The 25,423-nt window shown below is 61.3% G+C and carries 24 protein-coding genes; 17 read left to right on the plus strand and 7 right to left on the minus strand.

Features of this window, described 5'->3' with window-relative positions; genetic code table 11:
• Nucleotides 1–64 precede the first annotated feature (64 nt).
• The 6 genes from AB4Y98_RS19200 to AB4Y98_RS19225 all read left to right on the plus strand — a co-directional run bounded on the left by AB4Y98_RS19200 (nucleotide 65) and on the right by AB4Y98_RS19225 (nucleotide 10,522).
• Nucleotides 65–1,900 (plus strand): monovalent cation:proton antiporter-2 (CPA2) family protein, encoded by a 1,836-nt coding sequence (locus tag AB4Y98_RS19200; protein ID WP_059063917.1) that lies wholly within the window; start codon nucleotides 65–67, stop codon nucleotides 1,898–1,900.
• A 174-nt stretch (nucleotides 1,901–2,074) separates the two neighbouring features.
• Nucleotides 2,075–2,953: a bifunctional methylenetetrahydrofolate dehydrogenase/methenyltetrahydrofolate cyclohydrolase FolD gene (folD, locus tag AB4Y98_RS19205; RefSeq protein ID WP_100552320.1), complete on the plus strand. Its 879-nt coding sequence runs from the start codon at nucleotides 2,075–2,077 to the stop codon at nucleotides 2,951–2,953.
• Between the two features lie 96 nt (nucleotides 2,954–3,049).
• Nucleotides 3,050–4,507, plus strand: coding sequence for an IMP dehydrogenase (gene guaB, locus AB4Y98_RS19210; RefSeq protein WP_032976170.1), 1,458 nt, complete (start codon nucleotides 3,050–3,052; stop codon nucleotides 4,505–4,507).
• Nucleotides 4,508–4,616: 109 nt separating this feature from the next.
• Nucleotides 4,617–6,182, plus strand: a complete 1,566-nt coding sequence (guaA, locus tag AB4Y98_RS19215; RefSeq protein ID WP_442244940.1) for a glutamine-hydrolyzing GMP synthase — start codon at nucleotides 4,617–4,619, stop codon at nucleotides 6,180–6,182.
• Between the two features lie 417 nt (nucleotides 6,183–6,599).
• The gene (locus tag AB4Y98_RS19220; protein WP_442244941.1) at nucleotides 6,600–9,635 is read left to right on the plus strand and encodes an HD domain-containing protein; all 3,036 of its coding nucleotides are present in this window, start codon (nucleotides 6,600–6,602) and stop codon (nucleotides 9,633–9,635) included.
• Nucleotides 9,636–9,955: 320 nt separating this feature from the next.
• On the plus strand, nucleotides 9,956–10,522 hold the full coding sequence (locus AB4Y98_RS19225) for a hypothetical protein (RefSeq protein WP_442244942.1): 567 nt from the start codon (nucleotides 9,956–9,958) through the stop codon (nucleotides 10,520–10,522).
• Between the two features lie 137 nt (nucleotides 10,523–10,659).
• On the opposite strand, the gene AB4Y98_RS19230 is transcribed toward AB4Y98_RS19225, so the two are convergent.
• Together AB4Y98_RS19230 and AB4Y98_RS19235 are read right to left on the minus strand one after the other, a co-directional pair.
• Nucleotides 10,660–11,016, minus strand: a complete 357-nt coding sequence (locus AB4Y98_RS19230; protein ID WP_442244943.1) for a hypothetical protein — start codon at nucleotides 11,014–11,016, stop codon at nucleotides 10,660–10,662.
• Nucleotides 11,017–11,566: 550 nt separating this feature from the next.
• Nucleotides 11,567–12,484, minus strand: coding sequence for a LysR family transcriptional regulator (locus AB4Y98_RS19235; RefSeq protein ID WP_442244944.1), 918 nt, complete (start codon nucleotides 12,482–12,484; stop codon nucleotides 11,567–11,569).
• A gap of 97 nt (nucleotides 12,485–12,581) precedes the next feature.
• Here AB4Y98_RS19235 and AB4Y98_RS19240 point away from each other — a divergent pair, with 97 nt between their 5' ends.
• The 9 genes from AB4Y98_RS19240 to AB4Y98_RS19280 all read left to right on the plus strand — a co-directional run bounded on the left by AB4Y98_RS19240 (nucleotide 12,582) and on the right by AB4Y98_RS19280 (nucleotide 20,771).
• Nucleotides 12,582–13,421: a type 1 glutamine amidotransferase domain-containing protein gene (locus AB4Y98_RS19240; protein ID WP_442244945.1), complete on the plus strand. Its 840-nt coding sequence runs from the start codon at nucleotides 12,582–12,584 to the stop codon at nucleotides 13,419–13,421.
• A 98-nt stretch (nucleotides 13,422–13,519) separates the two neighbouring features.
• Nucleotides 13,520–14,257: a hypothetical protein gene (locus tag AB4Y98_RS19245; protein ID WP_442244946.1), complete on the plus strand. Its 738-nt coding sequence runs from the start codon at nucleotides 13,520–13,522 to the stop codon at nucleotides 14,255–14,257.
• An 85-nt stretch (nucleotides 14,258–14,342) separates the two neighbouring features.
• Nucleotides 14,343–14,822 (plus strand): hypothetical protein, encoded by a 480-nt coding sequence (locus AB4Y98_RS19250; RefSeq protein WP_442244947.1) that lies wholly within the window; start codon nucleotides 14,343–14,345, stop codon nucleotides 14,820–14,822.
• A 42-nt stretch (nucleotides 14,823–14,864) separates the two neighbouring features.
• Nucleotides 14,865–15,173 (plus strand): transposase, encoded by a 309-nt coding sequence (locus AB4Y98_RS19255; protein ID WP_442244948.1) that lies wholly within the window; start codon nucleotides 14,865–14,867, stop codon nucleotides 15,171–15,173.
• A 224-nt stretch (nucleotides 15,174–15,397) separates the two neighbouring features.
• Nucleotides 15,398–16,684, plus strand: coding sequence for an alpha/beta hydrolase (locus AB4Y98_RS19260; RefSeq protein WP_442244949.1), 1,287 nt, complete (start codon nucleotides 15,398–15,400; stop codon nucleotides 16,682–16,684).
• A 175-nt stretch (nucleotides 16,685–16,859) separates the two neighbouring features.
• A complete protein-coding gene (locus AB4Y98_RS19265; protein ID WP_442244950.1) occupies nucleotides 16,860–17,894 on the plus strand; it encodes a radical SAM protein in 1,035 nt (344 codons plus the stop codon).
• Nucleotides 17,891–18,937, plus strand: a complete 1,047-nt coding sequence (locus AB4Y98_RS19270) for a hypothetical protein (protein ID WP_442244951.1) — start codon at nucleotides 17,891–17,893, stop codon at nucleotides 18,935–18,937. The genes AB4Y98_RS19265 and AB4Y98_RS19270 overlap by 4 nt, the downstream gene beginning before the upstream one ends.
• A gap of 3 nt (nucleotides 18,938–18,940) precedes the next feature.
• Entirely contained in the window at nucleotides 18,941–19,486 is a 546-nt protein-coding gene (locus tag AB4Y98_RS19275; RefSeq protein WP_442244952.1) for a hypothetical protein, read from the plus strand.
• A 502-nt stretch (nucleotides 19,487–19,988) separates the two neighbouring features.
• Nucleotides 19,989–20,771, plus strand: coding sequence for a 3-hydroxybutyrate dehydrogenase (locus tag AB4Y98_RS19280; protein ID WP_442244953.1), 783 nt, complete (start codon nucleotides 19,989–19,991; stop codon nucleotides 20,769–20,771).
• Between the two features lie 147 nt (nucleotides 20,772–20,918).
• On the opposite strand, the gene AB4Y98_RS19285 is transcribed toward AB4Y98_RS19280, so the two are convergent.
• The 4 genes from AB4Y98_RS19285 to AB4Y98_RS19300 form a co-directional block, all read right to left on the minus strand.
• Nucleotides 20,919–21,458, minus strand: a complete 540-nt coding sequence (locus AB4Y98_RS19285; protein ID WP_442244954.1) for a chemotaxis protein CheW — start codon at nucleotides 21,456–21,458, stop codon at nucleotides 20,919–20,921.
• Between the two features lie 75 nt (nucleotides 21,459–21,533).
• Nucleotides 21,534–21,992: an SRPBCC family protein gene (locus AB4Y98_RS19290; RefSeq protein ID WP_312108482.1), complete on the minus strand. Its 459-nt coding sequence runs from the start codon at nucleotides 21,990–21,992 to the stop codon at nucleotides 21,534–21,536.
• Nucleotides 21,993–21,994: 2 nt separating this feature from the next.
• Nucleotides 21,995–22,309, minus strand: coding sequence for an ArsR/SmtB family transcription factor (locus AB4Y98_RS19295; RefSeq protein WP_442244955.1), 315 nt, complete (start codon nucleotides 22,307–22,309; stop codon nucleotides 21,995–21,997).
• Nucleotides 22,310–22,318: 9 nt separating this feature from the next.
• Nucleotides 22,319–22,774 (minus strand): SRPBCC family protein, encoded by a 456-nt coding sequence (locus tag AB4Y98_RS19300; RefSeq protein ID WP_312108479.1) that lies wholly within the window; start codon nucleotides 22,772–22,774, stop codon nucleotides 22,319–22,321.
• Nucleotides 22,775–23,243: 469 nt separating this feature from the next.
• Between AB4Y98_RS19300 and AB4Y98_RS19305 the strand changes: the two genes are divergently transcribed.
• Nucleotides 23,244–23,768, plus strand: a complete 525-nt coding sequence (locus tag AB4Y98_RS19305) for a GNAT family N-acetyltransferase (protein ID WP_442244956.1) — start codon at nucleotides 23,244–23,246, stop codon at nucleotides 23,766–23,768.
• 12 nt (nucleotides 23,769–23,780) lie between these two features.
• Here AB4Y98_RS19305 and AB4Y98_RS19310 read toward each other — a convergent pair whose 3' ends face one another.
• Nucleotides 23,781–24,236 carry a MarR family winged helix-turn-helix transcriptional regulator gene (locus AB4Y98_RS19310; protein WP_108264839.1) on the minus strand — a complete coding sequence of 152 codons (456 nt, stop codon included), beginning with the start codon at nucleotides 24,234–24,236 and terminating at the stop codon, nucleotides 23,781–23,783.
• Between the two features lie 82 nt (nucleotides 24,237–24,318).
• Here AB4Y98_RS19310 and AB4Y98_RS19315 point away from each other — a divergent pair, with 82 nt between their 5' ends.
• Nucleotides 24,319–25,413 carry an FAD-dependent oxidoreductase gene (locus AB4Y98_RS19315; protein ID WP_442244957.1) on the plus strand — a complete coding sequence of 365 codons (1,095 nt, stop codon included), beginning with the start codon at nucleotides 24,319–24,321 and terminating at the stop codon, nucleotides 25,411–25,413.
• Nucleotides 25,414–25,423: the final 10 nt, after the last annotated feature.

A 25,423-nucleotide genomic window follows, 5' to 3' on the forward strand; every position in this document is an offset into this window, starting at 1 on the left:
CTATTGCCGTCATCGGTGTTGCTCTATCGTTGAGGCCGATTTCGATTTCCGGGGAACCCACCGCATGGCGGTAGAAGCAGCGACCAGCGAGCTGGTCAAGGTCGTCGCCCTGTTGGGCGCAGCGGTGGTGATGGTGCCGCTGTTCCGTCGGCTCGGCCTGGGCTCGGTGCTGGGCTACTTCGCCGCCGGCCTGGCGATCGGCCCGTTCGGGCTGGGCTGGTTCTCCGACCCGCAGGCGATCCTGCATACCGCCGAACTCGGCGTGGTCATGTTCCTGTTCGTCATCGGCCTGGAAATGCGGCCCTCGCACCTGTGGAGCCTGCGCAAGGAAATCTTCGGGCTGGGCACGCTGCAGATCGTCACCTGCGCGCTGGTGCTGACCAGCATCGCCAAGCTGTTCGGGCTGCCGTGGCAGATCGCCTTCATCGGCGCCACCGGTTTCGTGCTGACTTCCACTGCGGTGGTGATGCAACTGCTGGCCGAGCGCGGCGACATCGCGCTGCCGTCGGGGCAGAAGATCGTCTCGATCCTGTTGTTCGAGGACCTGCTGATCGTGCCGTTGCTGGCGCTTGTCGCGTGGATGGCACCGGCTGCCGGCAGTGCCGATGGCGAGGGCTCACGCTGGATGTCGGTGGCGATCGGCGTGGGTGCCATCGTCGGCCTGGTGCTGGTGGGCCGCTTCCTGCTCAATCCGCTGTTCCGCGTGCTGGCCGAATCGAAGGCGCGCGAAGTGATGACCGCTGCCGCACTGCTGGTGGTGCTGGGCGCGGCGCTGCTGATGCAGCTGTCCGGGTTGTCGATGGCGATGGGCGCGTTCCTGGCCGGCGTGCTGCTGAGCGAATCGACCTTCCGCCACCAGATCGAAGCAGACATCGAACCGTTCCGCGGCATCCTGCTGGGCCTGTTCTTCCTCAGCGTGGGCATGGCGCTGGACCTGGGCGTGGTGGCCGGCAACTGGCCGATGATCCTCGGCCTGGTGGTCGCGCTGATGGCGGCCAAGGCGCTGTGCATCTACGTGGTGGCGCGCCTGATGGGCAGCGACCACGCGCAGGCACTGGACCGTGGCGTGCTGATGGCGCAGGGCGGCGAGTTCGCCTTCGTGCTGTTCTCGGCCGCAGCCAGTGCCGGGGTGATCAGCCTGGACATCAATGCCAACTTCACCGCCGTGGTGGTGCTGTCGATGGCGCTGACGCCGCTGGTGGTGCTGGTCTACAAGCGCGTGGCGCCCACGCCGACCGTCAGCCTGGAAGGCGTGGATACCGCCGATGGCCTGTCCGGCAGCGTGCTGCTGATCGGCTTCGGCCGCTTCGGCCAGGTGGCCAGCCAGTCGCTGCTGGCCCGCGACGTGGACGTGACCATCATCGACAACGATGTGGAGATGATCCACAACGCCGAGCGCTTCGGTTTCAAGATCTATTACGGCGACGGCACCCGCCTGGACGTACTGCATGCCTCCGGCGCGGGCAGTGCGCGGGCGATTGCGGTGTGCGTGAACAATGCCGAGGACGCCGACCGCATCGTCGAACTGGTGGCCCATCAGTTCCCGCAGGCCAAGCTGCTGGTGCGCTCGTTCGACCGCGAACATTCGCTGCGGCTGATCCATGCCGGCGTGGATTTCCAGATCCGCGAAACCTTCGAGTCGGCGCTGCTGTTCGGGCAGGCGGCACTGGTGGAGCTGGGCGCGGACGAAGACGATGCGCGCGAGATCGCCGAGCAGATCCGCGAGCGCGATGCCGAGCGCTTCGAGCTGGAAATGGCCGGTGGCAGCCTGAGGGCCGGCGCGCACATGGTGTTCGGCAGCGCGCTGCCGGGTGTGCCGACGCCGACGCCGTTTACCGCGCCCAAGCGCAAGGCGCGCACGCTCAATGCGGATGAAGTGCCGGAAGAAGAAGAGGAATGATCTGAAGCATGGTAGTGCCGGCCGCTGGCCGGCAACTGCACGGTGCTTCCTGCGCTCATGAGGTGGGTCAGAGCCCTTTGCCTTTGGCAAAGGGATCCGACCCCGTCCGTGCCGGTGGGCGAGGGGGCGTGAATCGGGGACAATAGCGTCCCCGCCGCCCCACGCCCGCACCCGATGACCGACTCCGCCCCCCAGCTTCCTGCCCGCATCCTCGATGGCCGCCGTATCGCCGAGGACCTGCTCGACAGCCTGAAGGTGCGGGTCGATGCCCGTGTCGCCGCCGGTGGCAGCCGCCCTGGCCTGGCCGTGGTGCTGGTGGGGGGCGACCCGGCCTCGACCGTGTACGTGCGCAACAAGCGCCGCGCAGCCGAGAAGGTGGGCATCGAAGCCTATGACTACGACCTGCCGGCCGGCACCACCGAGGCCGAGCTGCTCGACCTGATCGACCAGCTCAACGCCGACCCGAAGATCAACGGCATCCTGATCCAGCTGCCGCTGCCGGGCATTCCCGATGCGCGCCGGTTGATCCAGCGCATCGACCCGCGCAAGGACGTGGATGGTTTCCATCCGGAAAACGTCGGCCACCTGGCCCTGCGCGAGTTCGGCCTGCGCCCGTGCACCCCGCGTGGCATCACCACGCTGCTGGGCCACACCGACCAGCCGGTGCGCGGCCGCAACGCCACCATCGTCGGCGTCAGCAACCACGTCGGCCGGCCGATGGGCCTGGAGCTGCTGATCGCCGGCTGTACCGTGACCAGCTGCCACAAGTTCACGCCCAAGGACGTGCTGGAACAGGCCGTGCGCAACGCCGACATCCTGGTGGTGGCGGTGGGCCGCCCGGGTATCGTGCCGGGCGAGTGGGTGAAGCCGGGTGCGGTGGTGATCGACGTGGGCATCAACCGCTTGGATGACGGCCGGTTGGTGGGCGATGTCGGGTTCGAGGCCGCAGCGCAGCGGGCGAGCTGGATCACCCCTGTGCCGGGTGGCGTGGGCCCGATGACCGTGGCCACGCTGATGCAGAACACGTTGGAAGCGGCGGAAGCTGGGGTTTGACGGTAGTGCCGGCCGCTGGCCGGCAACCCGGTATGCCATCCGAAGGTTCATGAGGCAGGGTAAAATGTCGCGCTTCCCCACATCTCGGGTATGCCGATGCTGCGCATCCAGGCTGAAGCTCTCACCTACGACGACGTCTCGCTCGTCCCCGCTCATTCGACCATCCTGCCCAAGGACGTCAACCTCGAAACGCGGTTGACGCGCGACCTGAAGCTCAAGCTTCCGATCCTGTCCGCCGCCATGGATACCGTCACCGAAGCACGCCTGGCCATCGCCATGGCACAGCTGGGCGGCATGGGCATCATCCACAAGAACCTGAGCGTGGAGCAGCAGGCCGCTGAAGTGGCCAAGGTCAAGAAGTTCGAGGCCGGTGTCATCCGCGACCCGATCACCGTCGGCCCGGAAACCACCATCCGCGACGTGCTGGCCCTGACCCAGGCGCACAACATCTCCGGCGTGCCGGTGGTGGGCAGCGACGGCCTGCTGGCCGGCATCGTGACCCATCGCGACATGCGCTTCGAGACCGAGCTGGACGATCCGGTCCGCCACATCATGACCAAGAAGGATCGCCTGATCACGGTCAAGGAAGGCGCCGCGTCTGATGAAGTGCTGCAGCTGCTGCACCGCAACCGCATCGAAAAGGTGCTGGTGGTCAACGATGATTTCGCCCTGCGTGGCCTGATCACCGTCAAGGACATCCAGAAGAACACCGACTTCCCGAACGCTGCCAAGGACATCGCCACCCGCCTGCTGGTCGGCGCCGCCGTCGGCGTGGGTGGCGACACCGATCGCCGCGTTGAAGCGCTGGTCGCTGCCGGCGTGGACGTGATCGTGGTTGATACCGCGCACGGCCATTCGCAGGGCGTGCTGGACCGCGTCAGCTGGGTCAAGAAGAACTTCCCGAACGTGCAGGTCATCGGCGGCAACATCTGCACCGGTGAAGCCGCGCTGGCGCTGCTGGACAGCGGCGCGGACGCAGTGAAGGTGGGCATCGGCCCGGGCTCGATCTGCACCACTCGCGTGGTGGCTGGCGTGGGCGTGCCGCAGATCACCGCGATCGACCTGGTAGCCGAAGCGCTGCAGGACCGCATCCCGCTGATCGCCGACGGTGGCATCCGCTACTCCGGCGACATCGGCAAGGCGCTGGCCGCCGGTGCCTCGACCATCATGATTGGTGGCCTGCTGGCCGGTACCGAGGAATCGCCGGGCGAAACCGAGCTGTTCCAGGGCCGTTCGTACAAGAGCTACCGCGGCATGGGCTCGCTGGCTGCGATGGAGAAGGGGTCCAAGGACCGCTACTTCCAGGACGCCGCCACCGCCGACAAGCTGGTGCCCGAAGGCATCGAAGGCCGCGTGCCGTACCGCGGCCCGGTGGGCGGCATCATCCACCAGCTGATGGGCGGCCTGCGCGCCACCATGGGCTACGTGGGTTGCGCCACCGTCGAGGACATGCGCAGCAAGCCCAAGTTCGTGAAGATCAGCGGCGCCGGCCAGCGCGAGAGCCACGTCCATGACGTGACGATCACCAAAGAGCCGCCGAACTACCGCTCCTGATGCGGGACGAGCAAAGAGGAACGAGGAAGCTGATTCCCGTTCCTCTTTCTCCATCTGCCGCTGAAAAATTCTGACGTTTTCGTTTTCCCTACTGCATTGCCGGGGCGCCATGACCAACATCCATAACGACAAGATCCTCATCCTTGATTTCGGCGCGCAGTACACGCAGCTGATCGCCCGCCGCATCCGCGAGCTGGGCGTCTACTGCGAAATCTGGGCGTGGGACCACAACCCGGGCGAGATCGCCGCGTTCGGCGCCAAGGGCATCATCCTGTCCGGTGGCCCGGAATCGACCACGCTGCCGGGTGCGCCGGCCGCGCCGCAGGAAGTGTTCGACAGCGGCCTGCCGATCTTCGGCATCTGCTACGGCATGCAGACCMTGGCCGYCCAGCTGGGCGGTGCCACCGAAGCCGCTGACCAGCGCGAATTCGGCCACGCCGAAGTGAACGTGATCAACCCCGATGCACTGTTCAAGGGCCTGAGCGACCACGGCGGCGAGCCGAAGTTGAATGTCTGGATGAGCCACGGCGACCACGTCTCCGTTGCACCGCCGGGCTTCACCATCACCGCCACCACCGACCGCATTCCGGTGGCCGCCATGGCCAACGAAGAAAAGCGCTGGTATGGCGTGCAGTTCCACCCGGAAGTGACCCACACCCTGCAGGGCCAGGCGCTGCTGCGCCGCTTCGTGGTGGACGTGTGCGGCTGCCAGACCCTGTGGACCGCCGCCAACATCATCGACGACCAGATCGCCCGCGTGCGCGAACAGGTGGGCGATGACGAAGTGATCCTGGGCCTGTCCGGCGGCGTCGACTCGTCCGTGGTGGCTGCACTGCTGCACAAGGCCATCGGCGAGAAGCTGACCTGCGTGTTCGTGGATACCGGCCTGCTGCGCTGGCAGGAAGGCGACCAGGTGATGGCGATGTTCGCCGAGCACATGGGCGTAAAGGTCGTTCGTGTGAATGCCGCCGACCGATACTTCGCCGCGCTGGAAGGCGTGAGCGACCCGGAAGCCAAGCGCAAGATCATCGGCAACCTGTTTGTTGAGATCTTCGACGAAGAGTCGAACAAGCTGAAGAACGCCAAGTGGCTGGCGCAGGGCACCATCTACCCGGACGTGATCGAGTCGGCCGGCAGCAAGACCGGCAAGGCGCATGTGATCAAGAGCCACCACAACGTGGGCGGCCTGCCGGAGCACATGAAGCTGGGCCTGGTGGAGCCGCTGCGCGAGCTGTTCAAGGACGAAGTGCGCCGCCTGGGTGTTGAGCTGGGCCTGCCGCGCACCATGGTCTACCGCCACCCGTTCCCGGGCCCGGGCCTGGGCGTGCGTATCCTGGGTGAAGTGAAGCGCGAATACGCCGAGCTGCTGGCCAAGGCTGATGCCATCTTCATTGATGAGCTGCGCAAGGCGGATCTGTACGACAAGACCAGCCAGGCGTTTGCCGTGTTCCTGCCGGTGAAGTCGGTGGGCGTGGTGGGCGATGCGCGCGCTTATGAGTGGGTGATTGCGCTGCGGGCCGTGGAGACGATTGACTTCATGACGGCGCATTGGGCGCATCTGCCGTATGAGTTCCTGGGTACGGTGAGTAACCGGATCATCAATGAGTTGCGGGGGGTTTCAAGGGTTGTCTATGACATCTCGGGGAAGCCGCCGGCGACTATTGAGTGGGAGTGAGTTGAGGGAATGAGGGCGCCGAGAGGCGCCCTTTTTGTTTGTGATGGCTTTCGCTGATGCCCACTCAAAGGAGCGAGGCGTGGTGAGAGTTCTGTGAGCTACAGGCCGGCTCAATATGATCATCAGGCGTCTAGGTTGTAATTGGTGGCGGTAGTATGGTTGCTTGGTATGAAGCTATTCTTTGCGGTGCGTTATCGTGATCAACTATCTTGATGATCTGGCTGTCGTATCCGATTGATCGCTCAAAGAGATTCTCCGCAACGCGCTGCAAGTTGAGTATCATGAAAATCTTAAGTCGCCCTTGCTGATCTGGAGGTCAGTTGGAGATTCTAAGGCGGCGAACTGCATTTTTGCGTCCTGCTTCAATATTTGCGTAATTCACGAACTTCATGGCTAGACTGAGGATCAGATTAAATCATGGCAGATATTCTAATTTCTCATCTGAAGGCGAAGTCTGATGAGCATGGGGCTCTCAGGACCTTGGTGAGCCAATGGGACTTCGATGTGAAGCTCATTCCTAAGGCACTTCAGGCGGTCGGTAATCTTTTCCCGCACTATAGTCGCCATGACGAGTCCCATAGCCGACAAATTCTTGTGAATATTGAAAGGTTGCTGGGGGAGTCCGTGTCTCTGCTGACGGCGACCGATACTTGGCTTATCCTTGAGGCGGCCTACTGGCATGACATTGGGATGGTGGTGCCCAAGGAAGACATTATTAAGGAGCTCCAGAGCGACGATTTTAAGGACTTTATTGCATCGTTGAGGCAGTCGCCTCATCATGATCTTTTTCGTTTCGCATCATCGTTCGACCCATCAAGTCTCGCGAACTGCTTTACTGGTGCTGATAGCCCTGCAGATGCTGTAAGCCGCTTTAATGAGCTGATGGCCGAATGGTTTCGGCGGAAACATCCTGTGCGAGCAGAAGCTATGGTTAGGGAGCCGTGGTCTACTGCTGGCATTTCTTCGCCGCGCACCGAGCTTATGCCTGCCCGACTTTTTCGTGTGCTAGGGCGAATCTGCCAGATGCATGGCGCATCGTTTGAAGACCTATTGTCAGTTGACGGCTTGCCTTTTAAGGAGGCAGGAATGGCCAACGAAGACTGTCATCCACGCTTTGTAGCCTGTCTTTTGAGAATGGGTGACCTACTGGACCTGGATGACAATAGATTCTGTCCAGTACTTCAGCGCATGGCTGGCAATGATCGTTCTTCAATGAGTAAAGCTCATGAAGATAAGCATCAGGCAATCCGTCATCTGCGTATTGATCGAGATCGAATCGAAGTTAGTGCCGAGTGCCGAACAATCCCCGGCTACCTGGAGACATTTCGCTGGTTTGACTGGCTAAAAGAAGAAACTCAGAATCAGATGGCACATTGGCAGGAGATCGCGCCGAGTCGTGAGCTTGGACTGCTGCCAACGCTGGGGAATCTTTCCGTGAGCCTTAGCGGGGACCTTCAGATTCTGCAGAAAGGGGAGCGCCCGCAATTCGGTGTTGACGAGAAAAGTGTGGTCAGCTTGCTGCAGGGCAGCAACTTATATGGCAGCGCCTTTCCCTGCGTTCGTGAATTGCTGCAGAACGCGGTAGATGCCACGCTCCTCAGTTTATGGGCGAAAGAGTCGCAAAACACAACTGTAGATGATTGGGAATCACCAGTGTCATGTGGTCAACTCCGCGCTGCCCCGCCGGTAAGAATTGAGCTCATTGAGAGAGAGGAGGCTGTCGGCGAGGGTGGGAAGGCCGGATGGTTGTTGCGGATTATCGATGGTGGCACAGGTATTAGCAGCGCTGATTTATTGCATATGCTCCGTATTGGCGGCTCCCAAAAGAACGCATCACGGCAGCGACTGATACGGGCTATGCCAGAGTGGATGAAACCTTCAGGCGCATTTGGGATTGGGTTTCAAAGTGCTTTTCTCCTTAGCGACTGCATTCGCATAGTAACGAAAAGCATTTTCAGTAACGAGACGTTGGAGCTTGAGCTGCATAGCCCGCTGGGGCCTAATGAGGGGCTTGTCTTGGTGCGTCGCATGCCGAATAATGTCGCCCAAACCTACGGCACCACGGTCGAGGTTGAATTTGAGCTAGATCGATTCTCCAAGAGTTGGAAAGCTCATCCTTTTCGGGATGACGGCAAAAGCGTTGCTGCTAAATTGGCTATGTCCATGGACCCGCTCTTGGATGATGCCTTTCCATACGAGGCGGGGAGGATCGTTGATGAGGCAGTGGCTTTTGGTAGGAACTCGCCAATTCGTGTGGCATGCTCATTTCTGCCGCTGAGTAAAGAGCGCGTGTCAGTATTGGTAGAGCGTGAGGCTGAAGATGGCTGGCACTTTCTGCCGAACGTCTTGGGGCATTGCGTAGATTTTAGGTACCGGCCGCATCGTGATCAGTTTATGGGTCACCAGTCCCGATTCTTATATCGGGGGCAGCACTTCAAATGCGACGCTGCTTATCTTCCACATGTAATAATTGAAATTAATCTGTTGTCAGGAGGGGCTGGTACTTGGCTGTCTGCGAATCGAGACGGACTGGCGCCAAAGGCGGAGGTGGAGATTAGGGCTGTTGTGCAGGAGGCGCTGAGGCAGGTGGTCGAGGCTGACATGAAATCTTATGGTGAGATCGTTTCAGGTTCTGCGGAATATCTCGCTGACCTTTCGCTCTTTCTTCATGCTATGGCTCTTAGCGCAGGCGAGCCTTGGAATAGATTTGCGTCACAAACTGGCGATGCTTGGAAGGATGTGGAAGTGATCGGCTCCTCCATCCGTGAGTGTTTCGAAAAGTCAGAGTGGCTTTTTGGAAAAGGGTTGGAAACAAGTAGAGAAGTACTTCAGCAATGCGATGTGTCCATTGGTGGTCGTCATGCTGAGGCCCTCTTGGTACTGGCGCTGCTCGCTTGGAGAAAGGAAAAGAACGGTTCTGTTCAAGTTCTCTCCGTAGACGATCTCGGACGACCATCCCTGATCGAAGCTGAAGGCGTGGTTCCACTCGAGGGAGGGCCTCAGCGGCCGCTTGACACTCAAAGACGAAATCCGGTGCTGAAGTTCTCTCTCGACTCTCAGCCTCGCTACAGCAAGGCAGCATTCCTGGAGCACCTCATCCAAGCCACCAATTCGTATCAAACCTGTCGATATCTCGTGACAATTGAAGACGAAAAGTGGCAAAACTTGGCGCTTCGGAAAGACTTCCAGTTGCAAGCAAGATGGTTAATATCGCCGTGTGAAGATGGTCCGTCAGTGATGCTTTTGCCTTATCTATTTTCAAATGGACGAGCGCAGGCAACGGAAAGTCAGATTGATCGAATTTCTGAATGTATGCAGCCACTACTTGCAAAATATTTGCCCGTTGACGAGGTCAAGGGGTTGTATAGGGAGCTAATTTCGAATATTGACGACGAGATGTTTGCCTCCTCTTCTGAATATAAAGATAGATGGCATGCGGCGCGGACGATGTAGCTTTTAGCAATTGCTGACGGAGTGCGTATCCATCCAGTGCTAGGTGCGCTCTCCAGTCTTGGTGTGGGTGTGGGTCGGAATCAGTGGCAAATTGGTATTTGGTATCTGGTGGTAAGGATCCGAGTATTGGTTTGGCCAGAGATGGTCATTCAGACCTCAGCTTCCGTCAGGCACATTGAATTGGCGTGCGGCAAACCAGTAACAATCCGTCAACACCTCCCCACACATCCAAATGCCGCTCCGGGTCCACTCCTATTAGGGATCGGTCCGGCGAATACAGCAATCTCTGCGCTGTCAGTAGCCCCGCTGAGGAAAAAAGTATGACGACCAAGTTTGACCTTGATGCCATTGTACAGATGAACCATCTTCTCCAGGGGTTGGAAACGGTCGATCAGATCGGCATGGTGCTGAGGCTTCATCTTCAGATTGAGCAAAGCCTAGAGGTTTACTTAAAGGGGATGCTGACTGATGAAATGTTGGAAGTTTTTAAGATTCCACAGAATTTTACGCATAAAGTGATGCTTGCGACGGCGTTGGGTTTTCCAAAGGAACTCGCAATCGCATCCCTGGCAATGAATTCTTTGCGAAACAAGTTTGCGCACGAGGCAGGGAAGACGCTGGCACCGGAGGATGTAAAGCTGCTCGAACAGAAGTACGAGGCAGCCAGAGTGGTGGTCGATCCGACTCTTTATGCCTTACAGGGATCGGCCATACGGGTTGCCTCCCTTTCTGAGGACAAGTTTGAGTATGGAAAGGCAGGGCCCGAGTGGGACCTGAAGATGGTCGGCGGCGCATTGAGTGGACTGATGTTGCGGTACCTTCTGAGCTTGAACTCACATTACGTGGCGATTGCTGTCGCAGCGAAAGAGGGGGCTCCTGATTGCTGAATGCGGTCCATGATCTGCGCTTTGCACGGTTGGCACCGGTATTGACGAGCTAGCTGCAGTGTTCTCCGGCCTCCGGCGGGAGCATACGCTGGAGCTGCAAAATGGTACATACGGCTTCAGAGGGGAGAGTATTAGAGTTACTCCGGCCGAACTTCATGACAGGCCCACTCAACCAACCCCCGGCAAGCCAGAAATAACCCATCAACCACTCCCTCATCCAGATGTCGCTCCGGCTCCGCTGCCACCCGGCAGCGGTCTGCCGCGTGCAACACCTCCAGCACTGTAAGCGCCCTCACCATCGCGCGTTCGCTCTTCGCCAGGCTCACGCGGCGGCCGGGTGAGACGTCGTTCTCCGGCCAGGGCAGTCCATCGGCGCCCTCGCAGCCGCGTATGCGCTCGAGGATGCCGAGCAGGGAATTCAGGTCGGGCAGGGGGGTGTCGTCATTGATGGGTTCAACAACGGTGTACGAAGAGAAGGTGTCGGATTCGTTCATGGCGTCGGCTTCCGTGGCTGTGCTTAACAGCGCCACCGCGAGGAGGTGGCGGACGATGCGTGGCTGCAAACCGGTTGATGCAGCGCTATTGGCCGGTGAGTCCGAAGACTCCCACGCACCGCCCGCCAGAAAGGCCGACGGATTGCCCGCCGGCACCGGTTAAGGACGGTGCCGACGGGCAAGCGTAAACAACTTGCGCGTGCATCAAACGGGTTTGCAGACCCGGAGCCACCCGTTGTCGGTGGCACGTCATGGTGTTTACGCAGCCGCTTCGAATGCCAATAGAAATTCGCGAAGGAATCGCGGAATCCGAGAGCGAAGAACTATTGTTGCACGCACCATTCGTGCAACACGCGACGCCATCAGACGCATTCGCGCAGCTGCTCTGTCAATTGCGATTCAAAGTGGCGCAATCGTCCATGCCACAAGCGAATAGCGCGATGGCCTTCTTTGCAACAGTTCTTATTCCGCCTCGCCAAGCAACGGCGCGCGATCAGCCGCACACCCCGAAAAGCGGTTCAAACCCGACACCGTTAACAAGCTCGCGGCTTCAACCAACGCCATCCTCAGCCGCATTCCCCACCAGCAACTCAATCATCGCCCGCGCCGCCGCCGACTGCCGCCGATGCGGCGCATAGATCACCGAGAACTGCCGCGATCTACCCCGCAGCTGCGGCAGCACTTCCACCAGCTGCCCACGCTGCAACCGCTCACGCACGATGAACTCATAGCTCTGGCAGATGCCGATCCCCTGTTCTGCCAGCGACACCACGCCCAGCACATCGTCGGAGGTCTCGATGGACGAACGCGGCAGCCAGTCCACGTCGTGCCCGCCGTCGTGGAAGATCCACGGCGCCAGCCGCCCGGTACGCGGCATCACGAACGGCAGGCACAGGTGCTGCTGCAGGTCGTCCAGCGTCTGCGGCGTGCCACGGCGTTGCAGGTAGTCCGGCGCGGCCACCAGCAGCAACCGGGCGTCTTCCAGTTTGCGCGCCACCAGTCCGCTGTCCGGCAGCTGGCCCAGGCGGATGGCTAGGTCGAAGCCTTCGGCCACCAGGTCCACGTTGCGGTTGGTGATGTTCAGTTCCACCTGCACCTGCGGGTACTGCTGCGCAAACCGCGCCAGCACGGGCGGCAGCCGGTAGTGGCCATAGGTGGTGGGCACGCTCAGGCGCACGCGGCCGGCCAGCGCGCCTTCCTGGGCCAGTACGTCGCGCTCGGCGTCGTCCAGCAGGCCGAAGGCGGTGCGCACCTGTTCCAGATAGAGCCGCCCAGCATCGGTCAGGCCCACGCGGCGGGTGGTCCGCTGCAGCAGCTGTCGGCCCAGCCGCGCTTCCAGACGGGTGACCGCGCGGCTCAGCACCGAGGGTGTGGTGGATAGCGCCACGGCGCCGGCGGTGAACGAGCCGTGCTCGACCACCGCCAGGAACACCTCCACATCGCCCAGGTAGTCGAACTTGCGGCTCATTTGGCTCTCCGGGGAACAGATGTTTTGCGATGGGGCCAATTTATCGCCGCTGGGGCGATGAATAAAGTGGCGGACATTCCCCGAATAGGAGCTCCCCATGAACCTGATGACCCGGCTGGCCGCAGCGCTGGCCCTGACCCTGGCCGCGACCGGCGCGCATGCCGCCAACGTGCTGGTGGTGCTGTCCGACGAAAACCACCTGGACCTGAAGGACGGCAAGGTGCTGTCCACCGGCTTCTATCTCAACGAGCTGATGCAGCCGGTCAAGCTGCTGCTGGACGCGGGCCACGAGGTGACCTTCGCCACGCCGCAGGGGCGGGCGCCGACGGTGGATGCGTCCTCGGTGACGCCGGCGTACTTCGGTAACGATGCCGCGCAGCTGACGCTGCACAAGGACCTGCTGGAGAAGCTGGCGCTGACCTCGCCGACGGCCTCGCCGGTGGTCAGCCTGGCGCGCGTCGAGCAGCAGGGCTACGCGCGTTTCGATGCCGTCTACATTCCCGGTGGCCACGCACCGATGCAGGACCTGCTGAAGAGCCCGGCACTGGGCCGGCTGCTGGCCGACTTCCACCAGCGCAACAAGACCACCGCGCTGGTCTGCCATGGGCCGATCGCGCTGCTGTCCACGCTGCCGGATGCGGATGGTTTCGTGGCGAAGCTGGAAGCGGGTGCGACGCCGGCTACGCCGAAGTGGATCTACAGCGGCTACCAGATGACGGTGATCAGCAACCAGGAAGAAGAGCAGGCCAAGCCGCTGCTGGGCGGTGGTGAGATGAAGTTCTACCCGCAGACCGCGTTGCAGCGAGCGGGTGCGCGGTTCAGCAGCAATGCCACGCCGTGGACGGGGCATGTGGTGGTGGATCGCGAGCTGATTACCGGGCAGAACCCGGCTTCGGCGCTGGAGGTGGGGCGGCGGTTGGTTGAGCGGTTGAAGTAAGGCGGGTTCTGCATCGCATGCGGCGCCGTGGCACCATGTTGGATCGGCCTCGTTCTTATCGGCGAGGCCGGTTACCCAGGGAAGCCATTCACTACGACATGCGAACGTCCGTCCTCTTCATTCTCTCCGCCTTGTGTCTGACCCTGTTGTCTGGCTGCGCCAGCGGGCCGGAGTATCACCATTACAGTCGCGAGATCACCAGCGCGTTCGTGGCCGACGACGGCAAGCTGTATCTGCTGCCTGTCTATGACGAGCCGATGCGCTTTGATGCAGCACCTTTCCGTGATTACCGCGCTCTGATGGACAGCCCGCTGCGCGAGGCCGTGGTGTGCGCGCAGATTTACATCCGTGAGGACTGGCGCGTGCCGGCTGACCGGACCAAGGTGCATGGCAGCTACGCGCTGCTGCTGCGGCCGGAGCAGGTGACGCCGGAACAGGCGGCGCAGTTCAAGCTGGAGCGGTTGGAGATCAGCCCGCGGGTGGCCAAGGCCATCGACGAGTTGACGCGCCGGCCGTACATCCTTGAAGCCCGGACCCGCTACGAACTGGCGGCCGACCCGGACTGCAATCTTTCCAGGAAGGGCGGCAGCTATTACAGCGCGCTGTTCGAGGGTGACGGCGAGCGGGTGCAATTGCCGGACGCTGCTGCGCTGACCGCGAAGGCGAAGCTGCCGCAGTCGATTACCGCGCGGGCTGAGCGGATTCGGCCGGACGATACGGACAAGCCGGGGGTTGGGACGACGGCCGGGAAGGTGCTGGGGGCTGCGTTGGTGCCTGTGGCCGTTCCGGTGTTTGTGTTGAGCCTGCCGTTTTTGGGGCCGGATCATTGGAAGTGATGGGGCGTTGAAGCCGAAGCATCCACGCGTGGCGTGGATCTACCTGGGCGTCGCCAATGCCTGAAAGTTCATCGTGGAGATCTGTGTGGCAAGCGCATTGGAAGGTGTTTTGAAGACCGTGGGCTTCATTGTCCTTGCGGCGCTTCCGTTGGTGATCCTTTGGTTCATCCTTCGGCGAATGTCAGCGACTGCCCGTTCTACTGTGAAAACAGGGCTGCGTTTGCATCCCCCTCGCCGGATTTCCGGTACGTCCATGACCTTGGTGATGGTGGATGGGAAAGAGGATCGGGAGCACTACTTCTTTGATGCGGAGTCCTTCTACCTGCGGCGTGGCCCGGTGCCCACGGCCGTTCCGCTCTCGCAGATCACCTCCGTCACCCGAACCTCCGATGTCATCTACGGGCGCTATGTCTGGCAGGTGTGCTTCAGTAAAGCATCGGGAAGAAAGTGCGTGACGTTCACCAACAATCTGACGCTGTTCAACCGCGATTTCCTGCTGTTCCTGGAGGCGGTGCGGAAGGCTAGCCCGGTGGCGACCGTTGATCGGGCGAGCGTTCTCTTCTAGAGCGTGTTTGAAGTTTGGTATGAACAGTGTCACTGCAATGGCATGACTGCGCGCAGCCCCTGTTCGACCGATGTGATCGATGAGAGATGGGCGTTTGTTGCGCAATCGACGTGCGGGAGTGGCCCGCGCGCAGGCTATGACGGCAATAAACGCAAGAATGGAAGCAAGGTTCACATTGCCGTGGACACGCTCGGCCATATATTGCCCGCACAGGTGATGCTGGCGAATGAGCAGGAGCGCGCGCAGGTTGGCACTCTGGCTCGGAAGGTCCAGCATGTGACCGGTCAGGCTGTGAAGCCGGCCTGCGTCAGCGAGGGGTATATCTGCTTCAAAGTTCGTAACGCGCTCTAGACGAATATCTCCGCTTGCTTGCGACCCGTTTCCAACCAAGAATCGCAGCCACCTCTCGAGCACGCGTTGACCTCCGTACCCGCATGCATCCATGATGGCGTCATTCAGGATGAACTGCGTATGCGCTGCCTCGACTCAACGAATCCGCCAGAACTGGGTTGGTGAGCGCTATCACGTCGACGCTGACTGCCTCTGTTGGGCAGCGTCAAGATGGAGCTATAACATTGAAGAAGCGCATTGGGATGTTGATCTTGTCGCTAACGATGCTTGTTCATTCAGCGGTCGCAGCAGAGCCTGAGCAAGTGGCGGCCCGCTTGCTCGATCACCTGGAGGCTGGGCGCATCGCTGAAGCCGAAGCAATGTTCACTCCACAAATGGCCCAAGCGGTACCGGCGGAATCTCTCAGCACCCTGTGGAACTCATTGGGGACTTTGAAGAGTCGTGGCCTGGCAGCGATCAGCACTCATGAAGGCATGCAGCTGGTGTTGGTGCCATTGCAGTTCAGCAACGGTCGATTTGTTGCACAAGTTGTGGTCGACAAACAGGAGAAAGTCGCCGGGTTAATGTTGCGGCCCGCCACGCCCGAACAAGCGGCGCCGGCCCCGGCCAATGCCAGCTACCATGAGATCGATTTCGTCGTTCCACAGGCACGCGGTGCGCTTCCAGGCACGCTATCGCTTCCCAAAGGAGAAGGCCCATTTCCCGCCGTTGTGCTGGTGCATGGTTCAGGACCGCAGGATCGTGACGAAACCGTTGGACCCAATCGGCCCTTCCTGGACGTCGCGCGCGGTCTCGCAGCGCAGGGTATCGCCGTACTTCGATACGACAAGCGAAGCCGTGCGCGCCCCCAAGATCTTGATTGCGACTTCAGCATTGATGATGAAACAACCGACGATGCGGTTGCCGCGCTCACGGCGTTGGGCGCTGATCGAAGCATAGATGGCAAGCGTCTATTTGTGCTGGGCCATAGCCAAGGCGCGATGCTGGCGCCGCGCATCGCCCAGCGATCACCTGAAGTGAGAGGGGTTGTCCTATGGGCCGCACCCGCGCGCAGCCTGTTGCAGATTATTCCAGAGCAGACCCGCCGCCTCCTTTCGGTAGACGGGCAGCTTGGGCCGAAAGCGGAAGAGCAGCTGGCCATGCTGGATACACAAATCGCGGCTGCTTTGGGTGATCAGGAAGTTGAGGCCAGCAAGCTCCCGCTGGGTGCACCCCAATCCTTCTGGAAGAGCATCGAAGCAGTTGACGCGCGCGGCGACGCGAGGTCACTCCGGAAACCATTGCTGCTATTGCATGGTGGCCGCGATTTTCAGGTAACAGCGATTGACTGGCGCATGTGGAACGAATCGCTGGAGGGGCAGCAGGAAGTGCAACTGAGAGAGTATCCCGCACTCAACCACCTCGGCATTGCTGGTGATGGCCCGGCTTCCCCCCAGGAATACATGCAGCCCGGAAACGTGGATCCGGTAATGATCAGCGATCTCGCACGTTGGCTTAAAGCCCAGAAGTAATGAGGCTGTCGGGCCATGAAGCGCCCGTAGGGGTTCTCCCGTCAAATATGCAATCGAAGATCTGCGGGGTTTCAATCTTCCGAAATATTCCTTATGGTGGTTCTGCTGTTTGGACCCGCCGTAGTGTCCACAGGCGGCCCGGATTGGCCCTTGCCAGTAACATGGAGAAGCAAAAATGGATTTATGCGCTACCCAGGTGCTATCGCCCAGGACGCTGACGTTTATCACAACCTATCGCTGCACTGCGGCATGCGTTCAGTGCTGTTTCGAGTCGAGCCCGACGGTCAAAGGAAGGCTCAGTCGCGATGAGATGATCACAGCGCTTCATGATGCCAAAAGCTCCTTCCCCTCGCTGTCTGTCATCGTCTTCACTGGCGGCGAGGCGACACTTCTCAAAGACGATTTGATCAGTGTGATAGCCGAAGCGACATCGCTAGGGCTCGGCACGCGGATGGTATCGAATGGCTCCTGGGCGAAGACCCGATCCACCGCGAAGCGTTGGGCTGAAAAGCTTTCAACCGCGGGTTTGAAAGAGCTCAATATCAGCTCCGGCAAAGATCATCAGGAGTGGGTACCTCATTCTTCCGTGGTCAATGCTGCCGAGGCCGGCCTCACTGCGGGGCTGCACGTCCTCGTGACGGTGGAGGCAGACACGGAAGACGGTCGAACAATGGCGACCTTCGCCGAGGATTCGACAATACGGATGCTTCTGAAGAAGGGCTTGCAACTGCAGTCAAACAGCTGGATGGAGTTCAAAAGCGATCAGATCAAGCGCGAGAATACGGTTCCACAGCACCTGCGAATAGCCCCGTGCCACCAGATTCATGACAACATCGTTGTCACGCCCTACAAGGAAGTCGCTGCCTGTTGCGGACTGACACTTGAGCACATCCCAGAGATGAAAGTTGGGCGTCTCGAGGATGGCGTCAGCAACGCCTATCTCTCTCAAACGGACGATTTCCTCAAGTTCTGGATCAGAGTGGACGGCCCTGCGGAGATCATCAGGCGCGTGATGGGCGAAGAGAAAGCCGATGAACTACTGAATGGATCGGTGCACATGTGCCACGACTGCGCGGTGCTTCACAAGAACAGTGAAGTGCGCGCAAGACTTGAATCGGATTACCAGAAGTTCATTCCAGAGGTAATGAGTCGCCACGCACTCGGTAAGGCAGTAGACACCCTTTCCCGGCAACAAGGAGCGTTCAAATGAAGCGGCGTAAGTTCATCCAGTCCACACTCGCAGCCAGTGCTGCTGCATCAATCTCCGGGGCGGCGGCTGCCGCGGGCGACAAACGGGTGTTCGGGACACCTGCGAGCCTTACCGGCGGCACGGATGTCAACGCAACACGCATGCTTCTTCCACTCTCGCGTAGCGGCATGCCTGCAGCCGGCTGGGATCACTGGTCAAAGTTGAGTGCCGCTGCTGTCGATATGTTTTCTGACGAGAAGAAGCGTTCGCTCTTCAACACCAATCCCGGTCGATATCTTTCCACGCTTGGGTTCGACACCAGCAAAGAGACACTGAACGCACCATCTCTGGCTCTGCTGGTTGCTCTGTCGGACAGGGATGTACAAGACGCGGCCAAACGTCGTGACTATACGCAAATGTTGAGCTATCTCCAGGCATCTGGTGCGTTGGCGCGTCCAAAGGAAGACGTGCTCACCATGAAGATGCAGCACGCACTCCAGAGCAATATAGACATGATCCGCGGCGTGATGGAGCTTTCTGGGCACGAGTCTCCCGATGCCGAATCGGTACTCGCTTTCATCAAAGCTACTGACAAGCCTCCTACAACGGCAGACCTCGCGGCCCTCGCCAGTGTGGCGGAGCTTCTGCGGACAGCCCCTGGTCAAGCGGTTGTTGGCGCGGCTGTGATTGTGGTTGCGGCTGTTGACGCCATTGTTGGTGTGACCGTAGCCGTGGCTGCATTCACCATGGTTGCCGTTGTGAACAAGGTGGTGGTTGCCGGAAACGAGACCCAGTTACCGTCATACAATCATGTGTTCAACGGCCAGCTGAGTCGGCTGGACGGTGACATCTGCGACAGTTGCGACGTTGCACATCGTGCAGCTTCCATCCTGGGAGCCCCTGGCCTTTACGACGAACATGCAAAACTCGTAATAAAGAACGAGGTTCGCTCGTTCCTGTGCGCGATGCGAAACGTCGGCCTTGTCACCTATGAAGAAGATGCATTTGAGACGATTGTCGAGGCGACTTACGTTTACGGCATGCGGTCAATCTCTGCGGAGTAGTTCATGATGATGTGCCGATCCACGCTGGACGTATCCCTGATTCATGCCTATGCGCTTCCTCTCGGCATATGCGTGGCAGCAGCCGTGGTTCTGATCGCCGTATGGCTGGCACCCCGCTCTGGCGGGGTGCCAGCCAGGAATACTGTGCTTGGCTCGGCGCTGGCCGTTGTTGTCGTTGTCGCCTTTGGCCTCGTATATCAAGCGCGGACAGCGTACATCGCCGTTACAGATGGCCAGCTGATTGGGTCAGCAGCGTTTGTCCGACTGCAGCTCCCGCTTTCCAGTGTCTCGTGGCAGGACGCTTCCGATGCTTCAAGGATCACGCTGCCTCACCGGCAACTTGGGACGAGCACAGGGGGCGTTGAACTTGGCAAGTTCCGCATGCAGAACGGTCGCAACGTCTTCGTGCTGCGCACGGACCGTAGCTCTGTTCTCGTCACAGCCAGAGGGGATACTGACTTGATTCTGGACCGACGTCTTCATGAACAGTTCAAAGCATGCCTGGATCAGGTACGTGAGACCGGCGGCCATCGAGGAAGATTGCAATGATCAGCAGGAAGTACTGGTTTGCCAGGAAAAAGTACGGATGGGGTTGGGGGATGCCGTGCGCGTGGCAGGGCTGGCTTGTGTACGCAATCGCATTCGGCCTGCTGCTGGCGGGTCCGTTTCTGTTCTCTCCATTTCGCGAGCCCATCGCGTTTCAGCTCTACACGTGGGCCGTAGTGTTGGTCCTTGTCCTTGTCTGCTGGATGAAAGGCGCTCCGCCCGGTTGGAGGTGGGGGGAGTAGAACGGCCGCAGAAGCTATTTTCGGACGTGTTCGATCCGCCGGGCAAAGCATGGATGCATTGCCCTTGTGGGAGTCGGACAGTATCGCCAGCAGGCCACGGCTGCGCCCCCTCTGAGGTGTACCGTCCGTTTTGAATGAACGCTGGACACTTCCCTCGGCGGGTACCCAACGCGTTCTAACCGTTGATTGACCAAGGTAGCGTCGCTTAAAGGGGCGCGCCGGTGAAGCTACACTGGCCACCTACGCCCAATGGAAGCTCGCCCATGTTCTCTGGAATGGTTGCGGTGGTCACCGGCTCCACCAGCGGTATCGGTCTTGGCATTGCCACCGCGCTGGCGCGGCAAGGCGCCGACATCGTGTTGAATGGATTTGGCGATCCGCAGGAGATCGAACGCATCCGCTCCGGTCTGGAAGCCGAGTTCGGTGTACGTGTGGCGCATGATGGTGCCGACCTCTCCCGTGGTGAGGCGGTGCGGGACATGATCGCCCGCGCCGTTGCGAAGATGGGGCGCATCGATATTCTGGTGAACAATGCGGGCATCCAGCACACCGCGTCGATCGAGGAATTTCCTGTCGAAAAGTGGGATGCGATCCTCGCGCTGAATCTCTCGGCGGTGTTCCACTCAACGGCGGCGGCCTTGCCTTACATGAAGCAGCAGGGATCCGGCCGCATCATCAACATCGCGTCGGTGCATGGATTGGTTGGGTCGGTGAACAAGTCGGCCTATGTGGCGGCCAAGCACGGCGTGGTGGGCTTCACCAAGGTGACGGCGCTGGAGAACGCGGGCACTGGCATCACCGCCAACGCCATCTGCCCGGGGTGGGTGCGAACGGCGCTGGTCGAGCAGCAGATCACCGCGTTGGCGGAGCGCGAGGGAACGGACCAGGAGTCCGCCGCTCGCGCGCTGCTGGCCGAGAAACAGCCCTCGTTGCAGTTCGTGACGCCCGAGCAGCTGGGGGAGATGGTGGTGTTCCTGGCCTCGGATGCTGCGGCTCAGATTACGGGTACGGCGCTGCCGGTGGATGGGGGCTGGACGGCGCGCTAGCTGGCCGGCTGCCCGCCGGGCATGGCCCGGCGCTACCGGGAGATCGGTGCGGGGTCCAGTGCTACCGGGAGATCGGTGTGGGTCCGGTGTTACCGGGAGATCGGTGAGGGTCCGGTGTTACCGGGAGGTCGGTGCGGTGGTTCGGCGTTATCGAAGCCGGCTGGGATCGATCAGGGGAATCTCGCCCAGCGCATCCAGCGTGACGTGATTGCTGCAGAACCCGAACGGGCTATCCGCGGCGGGCCGCACGTTGTGGCGTGGCACGCTTTCGATGTCCCGTACCTCGTCTACGGCCAAGGCAAAGGTCTCCGTGCCGGCCTGCACCAGCAGCATGGCCGGGCAGCCATGGGCAAACCCGCTCAAGCCGCTGGCCTGGCGCAGGTCGACCACCGGCAGTGCGTGGCCGCGCACGGTGAGGTGCGGGCGCGCGCCACTGCCGTGGCGATCAAAGGTTTCCGGGCCGCGGATTTCAATCGCGGCTTCGACATCGATGGCAAACAGGTGGGTACCGGCCCGCACAACAACAACTTCAATGAAGGCCGGCGACGACGGGGCCGGTTCACCGGCCGAAGGGGAAGAGGGCTGCAAGAGGAACCTGTGGAAGGGTATTGAAACTGCAACGCAATGATGCCGTGTTGACGTGACGTAACGCGTACTTTGCGGGTGAGCGGCCAGCACGCGTTGCATGCGTCGTTCAGCGGGATCAAGGCGCCTTCACGGGTTGGCTTGGGCCGTGGGCGGATTGCCAGCCATGGGCTGGCACTACTGGGGTTTGGCGAAGACGTCCAGGCCTTTGCCGGTTTCCAGCAGCGATTTCAGGCTCGACAGCACGATCGGCCAGCCTTGGCGGATGCCGGTATCCATGCCGCTGCCCGGTTCCAGCTCGTCATGGGTCACCGTCAGCTTGACCATGTCCTCATACGGCACGATCTCGAACGTCACCCGGCTGTAGGCCTTCGGGTTGTCCGCCTGCGAGGCGGCGGCCCAGGTGATCACCAGTCGCGAGGGTGGGGTGTTTTCCACCACTTCGCCCACCAGTTCGACCTTGCGCTCGTCATTGGCACGCACGTGCTGCCAGCGCGAGCCGGATTTCCAGTCCGATACGTTTTCGTGCCCCCAGTAGGTGCGGGCAATCTCCGGCCGGGTGATGGCTTCGAACACCTTCTGCGGCGTGGAGGCGATATAGATCACGTGGATGAAACGGGTGGATTCAGCGCTCATCGTCATTGTCCTTCCAGTTCCTGTTTGAGGTCATGCAGCAGGCTCAGGCGCTGCTGCTCGAACTTGCTTACCCAGCGTGTATAGACATCGTGCAGCGGCACCGAGTTGATGAAGTGCAGCTTTTCGCGGCCACGCCTGACGGTGCTGATCAGGTTGGCGTCTTCCAGTAGGCCCAGGTGCTGGGTAACCGATTGCCGGGCCATCTGCAGGTGCTCGCAGAGCTGCCCCAGCGTCTGTCCGTTGCGCTCGCACAGCAGGTCCAACAACGTGCGGCGCGTGGGGTCGGCCAGTGCCTTGAACACCTTGTCTGCATCCATGGGGTGCCTTCAGTTCCAGTTGTCGATCTTGACGTCGTGCGGGCTGGGCTGGCCGCGGCCGGTTTCCAGCAGGGATTTCAGGCTCATCAGGAAGATGGCCCACTTGGTGCTGCAGTGGTGCATGAATTCCACGCGTTCCTTCCAGCCTTCATGGCTGAACAGCACGATGCAGTAGTCGCCGTCCTGGTGCAGGGCGAAGCGCGCGGTGGTGCCGATCCATTCCGGTGGGCCGTCGACGAATTCCCACAGCACCCGCTCGTTCGGCTGCAGCTGCAGCAGCTTCATCTGCATGGCGCCGATTTCCTGGCCGTTGGCGGTAAAGCGGGCGGCGACGGTGCCGCCGGGGTGGCGGTCGCCGGTGGTGTCCTCGGCCCACCAGGCGGCGATACCTTCGGGGGTGGCCAGGGCCTGGTAGACCTGGGCCGATGGGGCGTTGATGCCGACTCTGTGTGCGATATCCACCATGACTGCGGCTCCACGGTGGGCGGCGGGGTGCCGTCCGTGGGATCACAATAGGCAGGTAAATGCCTGCATGTCAACTCCGCCGCCGTGGAGCCTTGGCCGGTGGATGCAGCGCCATGGATTTTCGCTGTGGTAGTGCCGGCCGCTGGCCGGCAGCCTGGGGGAATGTGGGTGATTGCAGCTGCCGGCCAGCGGCCGGCACTACCAGTCAATGCGGCGCCATGGGTTTTCGCCGTGGTCATGCCGGACCGGTCAGTGCAGCGCCATGGAGTTTCAACCGCGGTAGTGCCGGCCGCTGGCCGGCAACCAGGGAGGCGTGGGATGATTGCAGTTGCCGGCCAGCGGCCGGCACTACCGGTTAGCGGCGCGCAATGGACTTTTGGCCGTGGTGATGCCTGGTGCGCGGCGGCATTCTGGGCGGAGCCGGGTGATTGCAGCCGTTCGGGTTCGTTGAATGAAAGGAGTACTACGCGTGAGTGATGCTGGAAAAGAGGCGCTGACGATTCGTCGCGCCAGCGTGGCCGATGCGCCTGCGGTGCTGGAGCTGTTCGATGAAGTGATTGCGTGGTTCGTGGCCATCGGCAATCCGCAGCAGTGGGGTACCGAGGCGTGGTCGTCCATTCCGCGGCGCATCACCCAGGTGACCGATGCCTGCGCACTGCCCGGTGCGTGGGTGGCGGAAACCGCGCAGGGTGAGGTGCGTGCGTTCCTGGCGTTGGGCGAGGCCATGCCCTATGTGCCTGCGGCGACCGAGCCGGAGCTGTACGTACGCGTGCTGATTGCTTCGCGCGATGCGCGGGTGCGTGGTATCGGCCGTCGATTGATGGCATTCGCCGACGAGCAGGCACGCGCGGCGGGATTGGATTACCTGCGCGTGGATTGCTATGGCGGTGGCAGCGGCGAGCTGGTGCGGTTCTACGAATCGTGCGGTTACGAAAGGTTGTCGACCTTCAACGTGGATGGCTGGCCGGGGCAGGTGTTGGGCCGCCGTCTGTGACCTGGCGGCGTCTCAGTTCTCTGCGTCCTGTAGTGCTGCATGCAGTTTGTCGGTGATCTGCTGCAGCGCGGCCAGGTCATCGGCTGAAAGATGATCGAGGAAATTCCGGCGCACGCTGGCGACGTGTACCGGCCGCGCTGCGCCTAGCTGCGTGCGGCCTTCTGCGGTCATGCGGATCACCACCACGTTGTCACTGTCGGTGTCGCGCTCGATCAGGCCACGGCCAGCCATGCGGGTGAGTTGGTGCGAGAGCCGGGTCTTGTCCCATTCCAGGTAGTCCAGCAGTTCGCGCTGGCGGCGGCAGCGGTCCTTGGCTTTGCTCAGTTCCATCAGCACGACAAAGTCGGCACTGGAAAGCCCGGTGCTGCGGGTGATGTCGTGGACGATGCGGCCGGAGGTGATCTCGGCCATGCGCCGGAAGCCGCGCCAAGCGGCCCACTCGTCAGGGGTGATGGTGGGTGGGGTCATGCGCCCACGTTGCCCGTGGTTGGTTGACGTGTCAACTCGAAAATTCTACGGTTGATATATCAACCGACCAACAGGCCGCCTCATGCCGCACCCTCCGCGTATTGCCATCATCGGTGGAGGCCCCGCCGGCCTGACCGCCGCGCTCATCCTGCATCGCGGCGGTCATCGCGTGAGCGTGTACGAGGGCGAATCATCGGGGCAGCAGCGTACCCAGGGCGGCACGCTGGACCTGCACGAGGATTCCGGCCAGGTGGCGTTGCAGCGCGCCGGTCTGCTGGAGGCGTTCCGGGCGGTGGCGCGCCATGAAGGCCAGGAGGCGCGGGTGGGTGATCCGTGGTCCGGGGCGATTACCGCAGGTGGGTTCGGGCCGGAGGGCAGCATGGACAAGCCGGAGATCGACCGCGGCGACCTGCGCCAGCTGCTGCTGGATGCGTTGCCGGCCGACGCGGTGCAGTGGGGTCACTGCCTGAGCGCGATGGAACCTGCAGATGCGGGCCGCCACAGCCTGCGCTTCGCCAATGGTGTGCAGGCCGAGGCGGACATCGTGATCGGTGCCGATGGTGCGTGGTCGAAAGTCCGCGCTGCGTTGAGTGCGTGCCAGCCGCTGCCGACGGGCATTACCTTCTTTGAAGGATGGATCGCGCAGCCTGCGGCGGATATCGCGGCCATGGTGGGGCAGGGCAGCCTGTTCTGCTTTGGCGGCGAGGAGGCGCTGTTCGTGCAGCGCAACAGCGGCGATCGATTCTGCGTGTATGCGGCGCTGAAGCGCCCTTCTGATTGGCTCGATGCGCAGATCACGCAGCAAGGCATGCGCGCGCTGGTGACAGGCAGCTACACCGGCTGGGCACCGAACCTGCGGCGGCTGCTGGAGGCGTGCACCGACTTCGTGCGGCGGCCGATCTACAGCCTGCCGGCGGATTTCCGTTGGACACCACGCAACGGCGTGACGCTGATCGGCGATGCTGCCCATCTGATGCCGCCGGTGGGCGTGGGCGTGAACCTGGCGATGCTGGACGCGTCGGATTTGGCGATGGCGTTGTGCGCGCAGCCGGATGCAGTGAGTGCCATTCGCCACGCCGAATCCATTGTGCGTGAGCGCGCCAGCGCGCTGATGCCGGACGCCATCGACGGGTTCCAGCGCTGGTTCACTACCGAGGCGACGGCTGACGGCGGTTGAGGCCGCTTGC

It is taken from the genome of Stenotrophomonas sp. 2YAF26 (assembly GCF_052114625.1).
Lineage (GTDB): Bacteria > Pseudomonadota > Gammaproteobacteria > Xanthomonadales > Xanthomonadaceae > Stenotrophomonas > Stenotrophomonas indicatrix.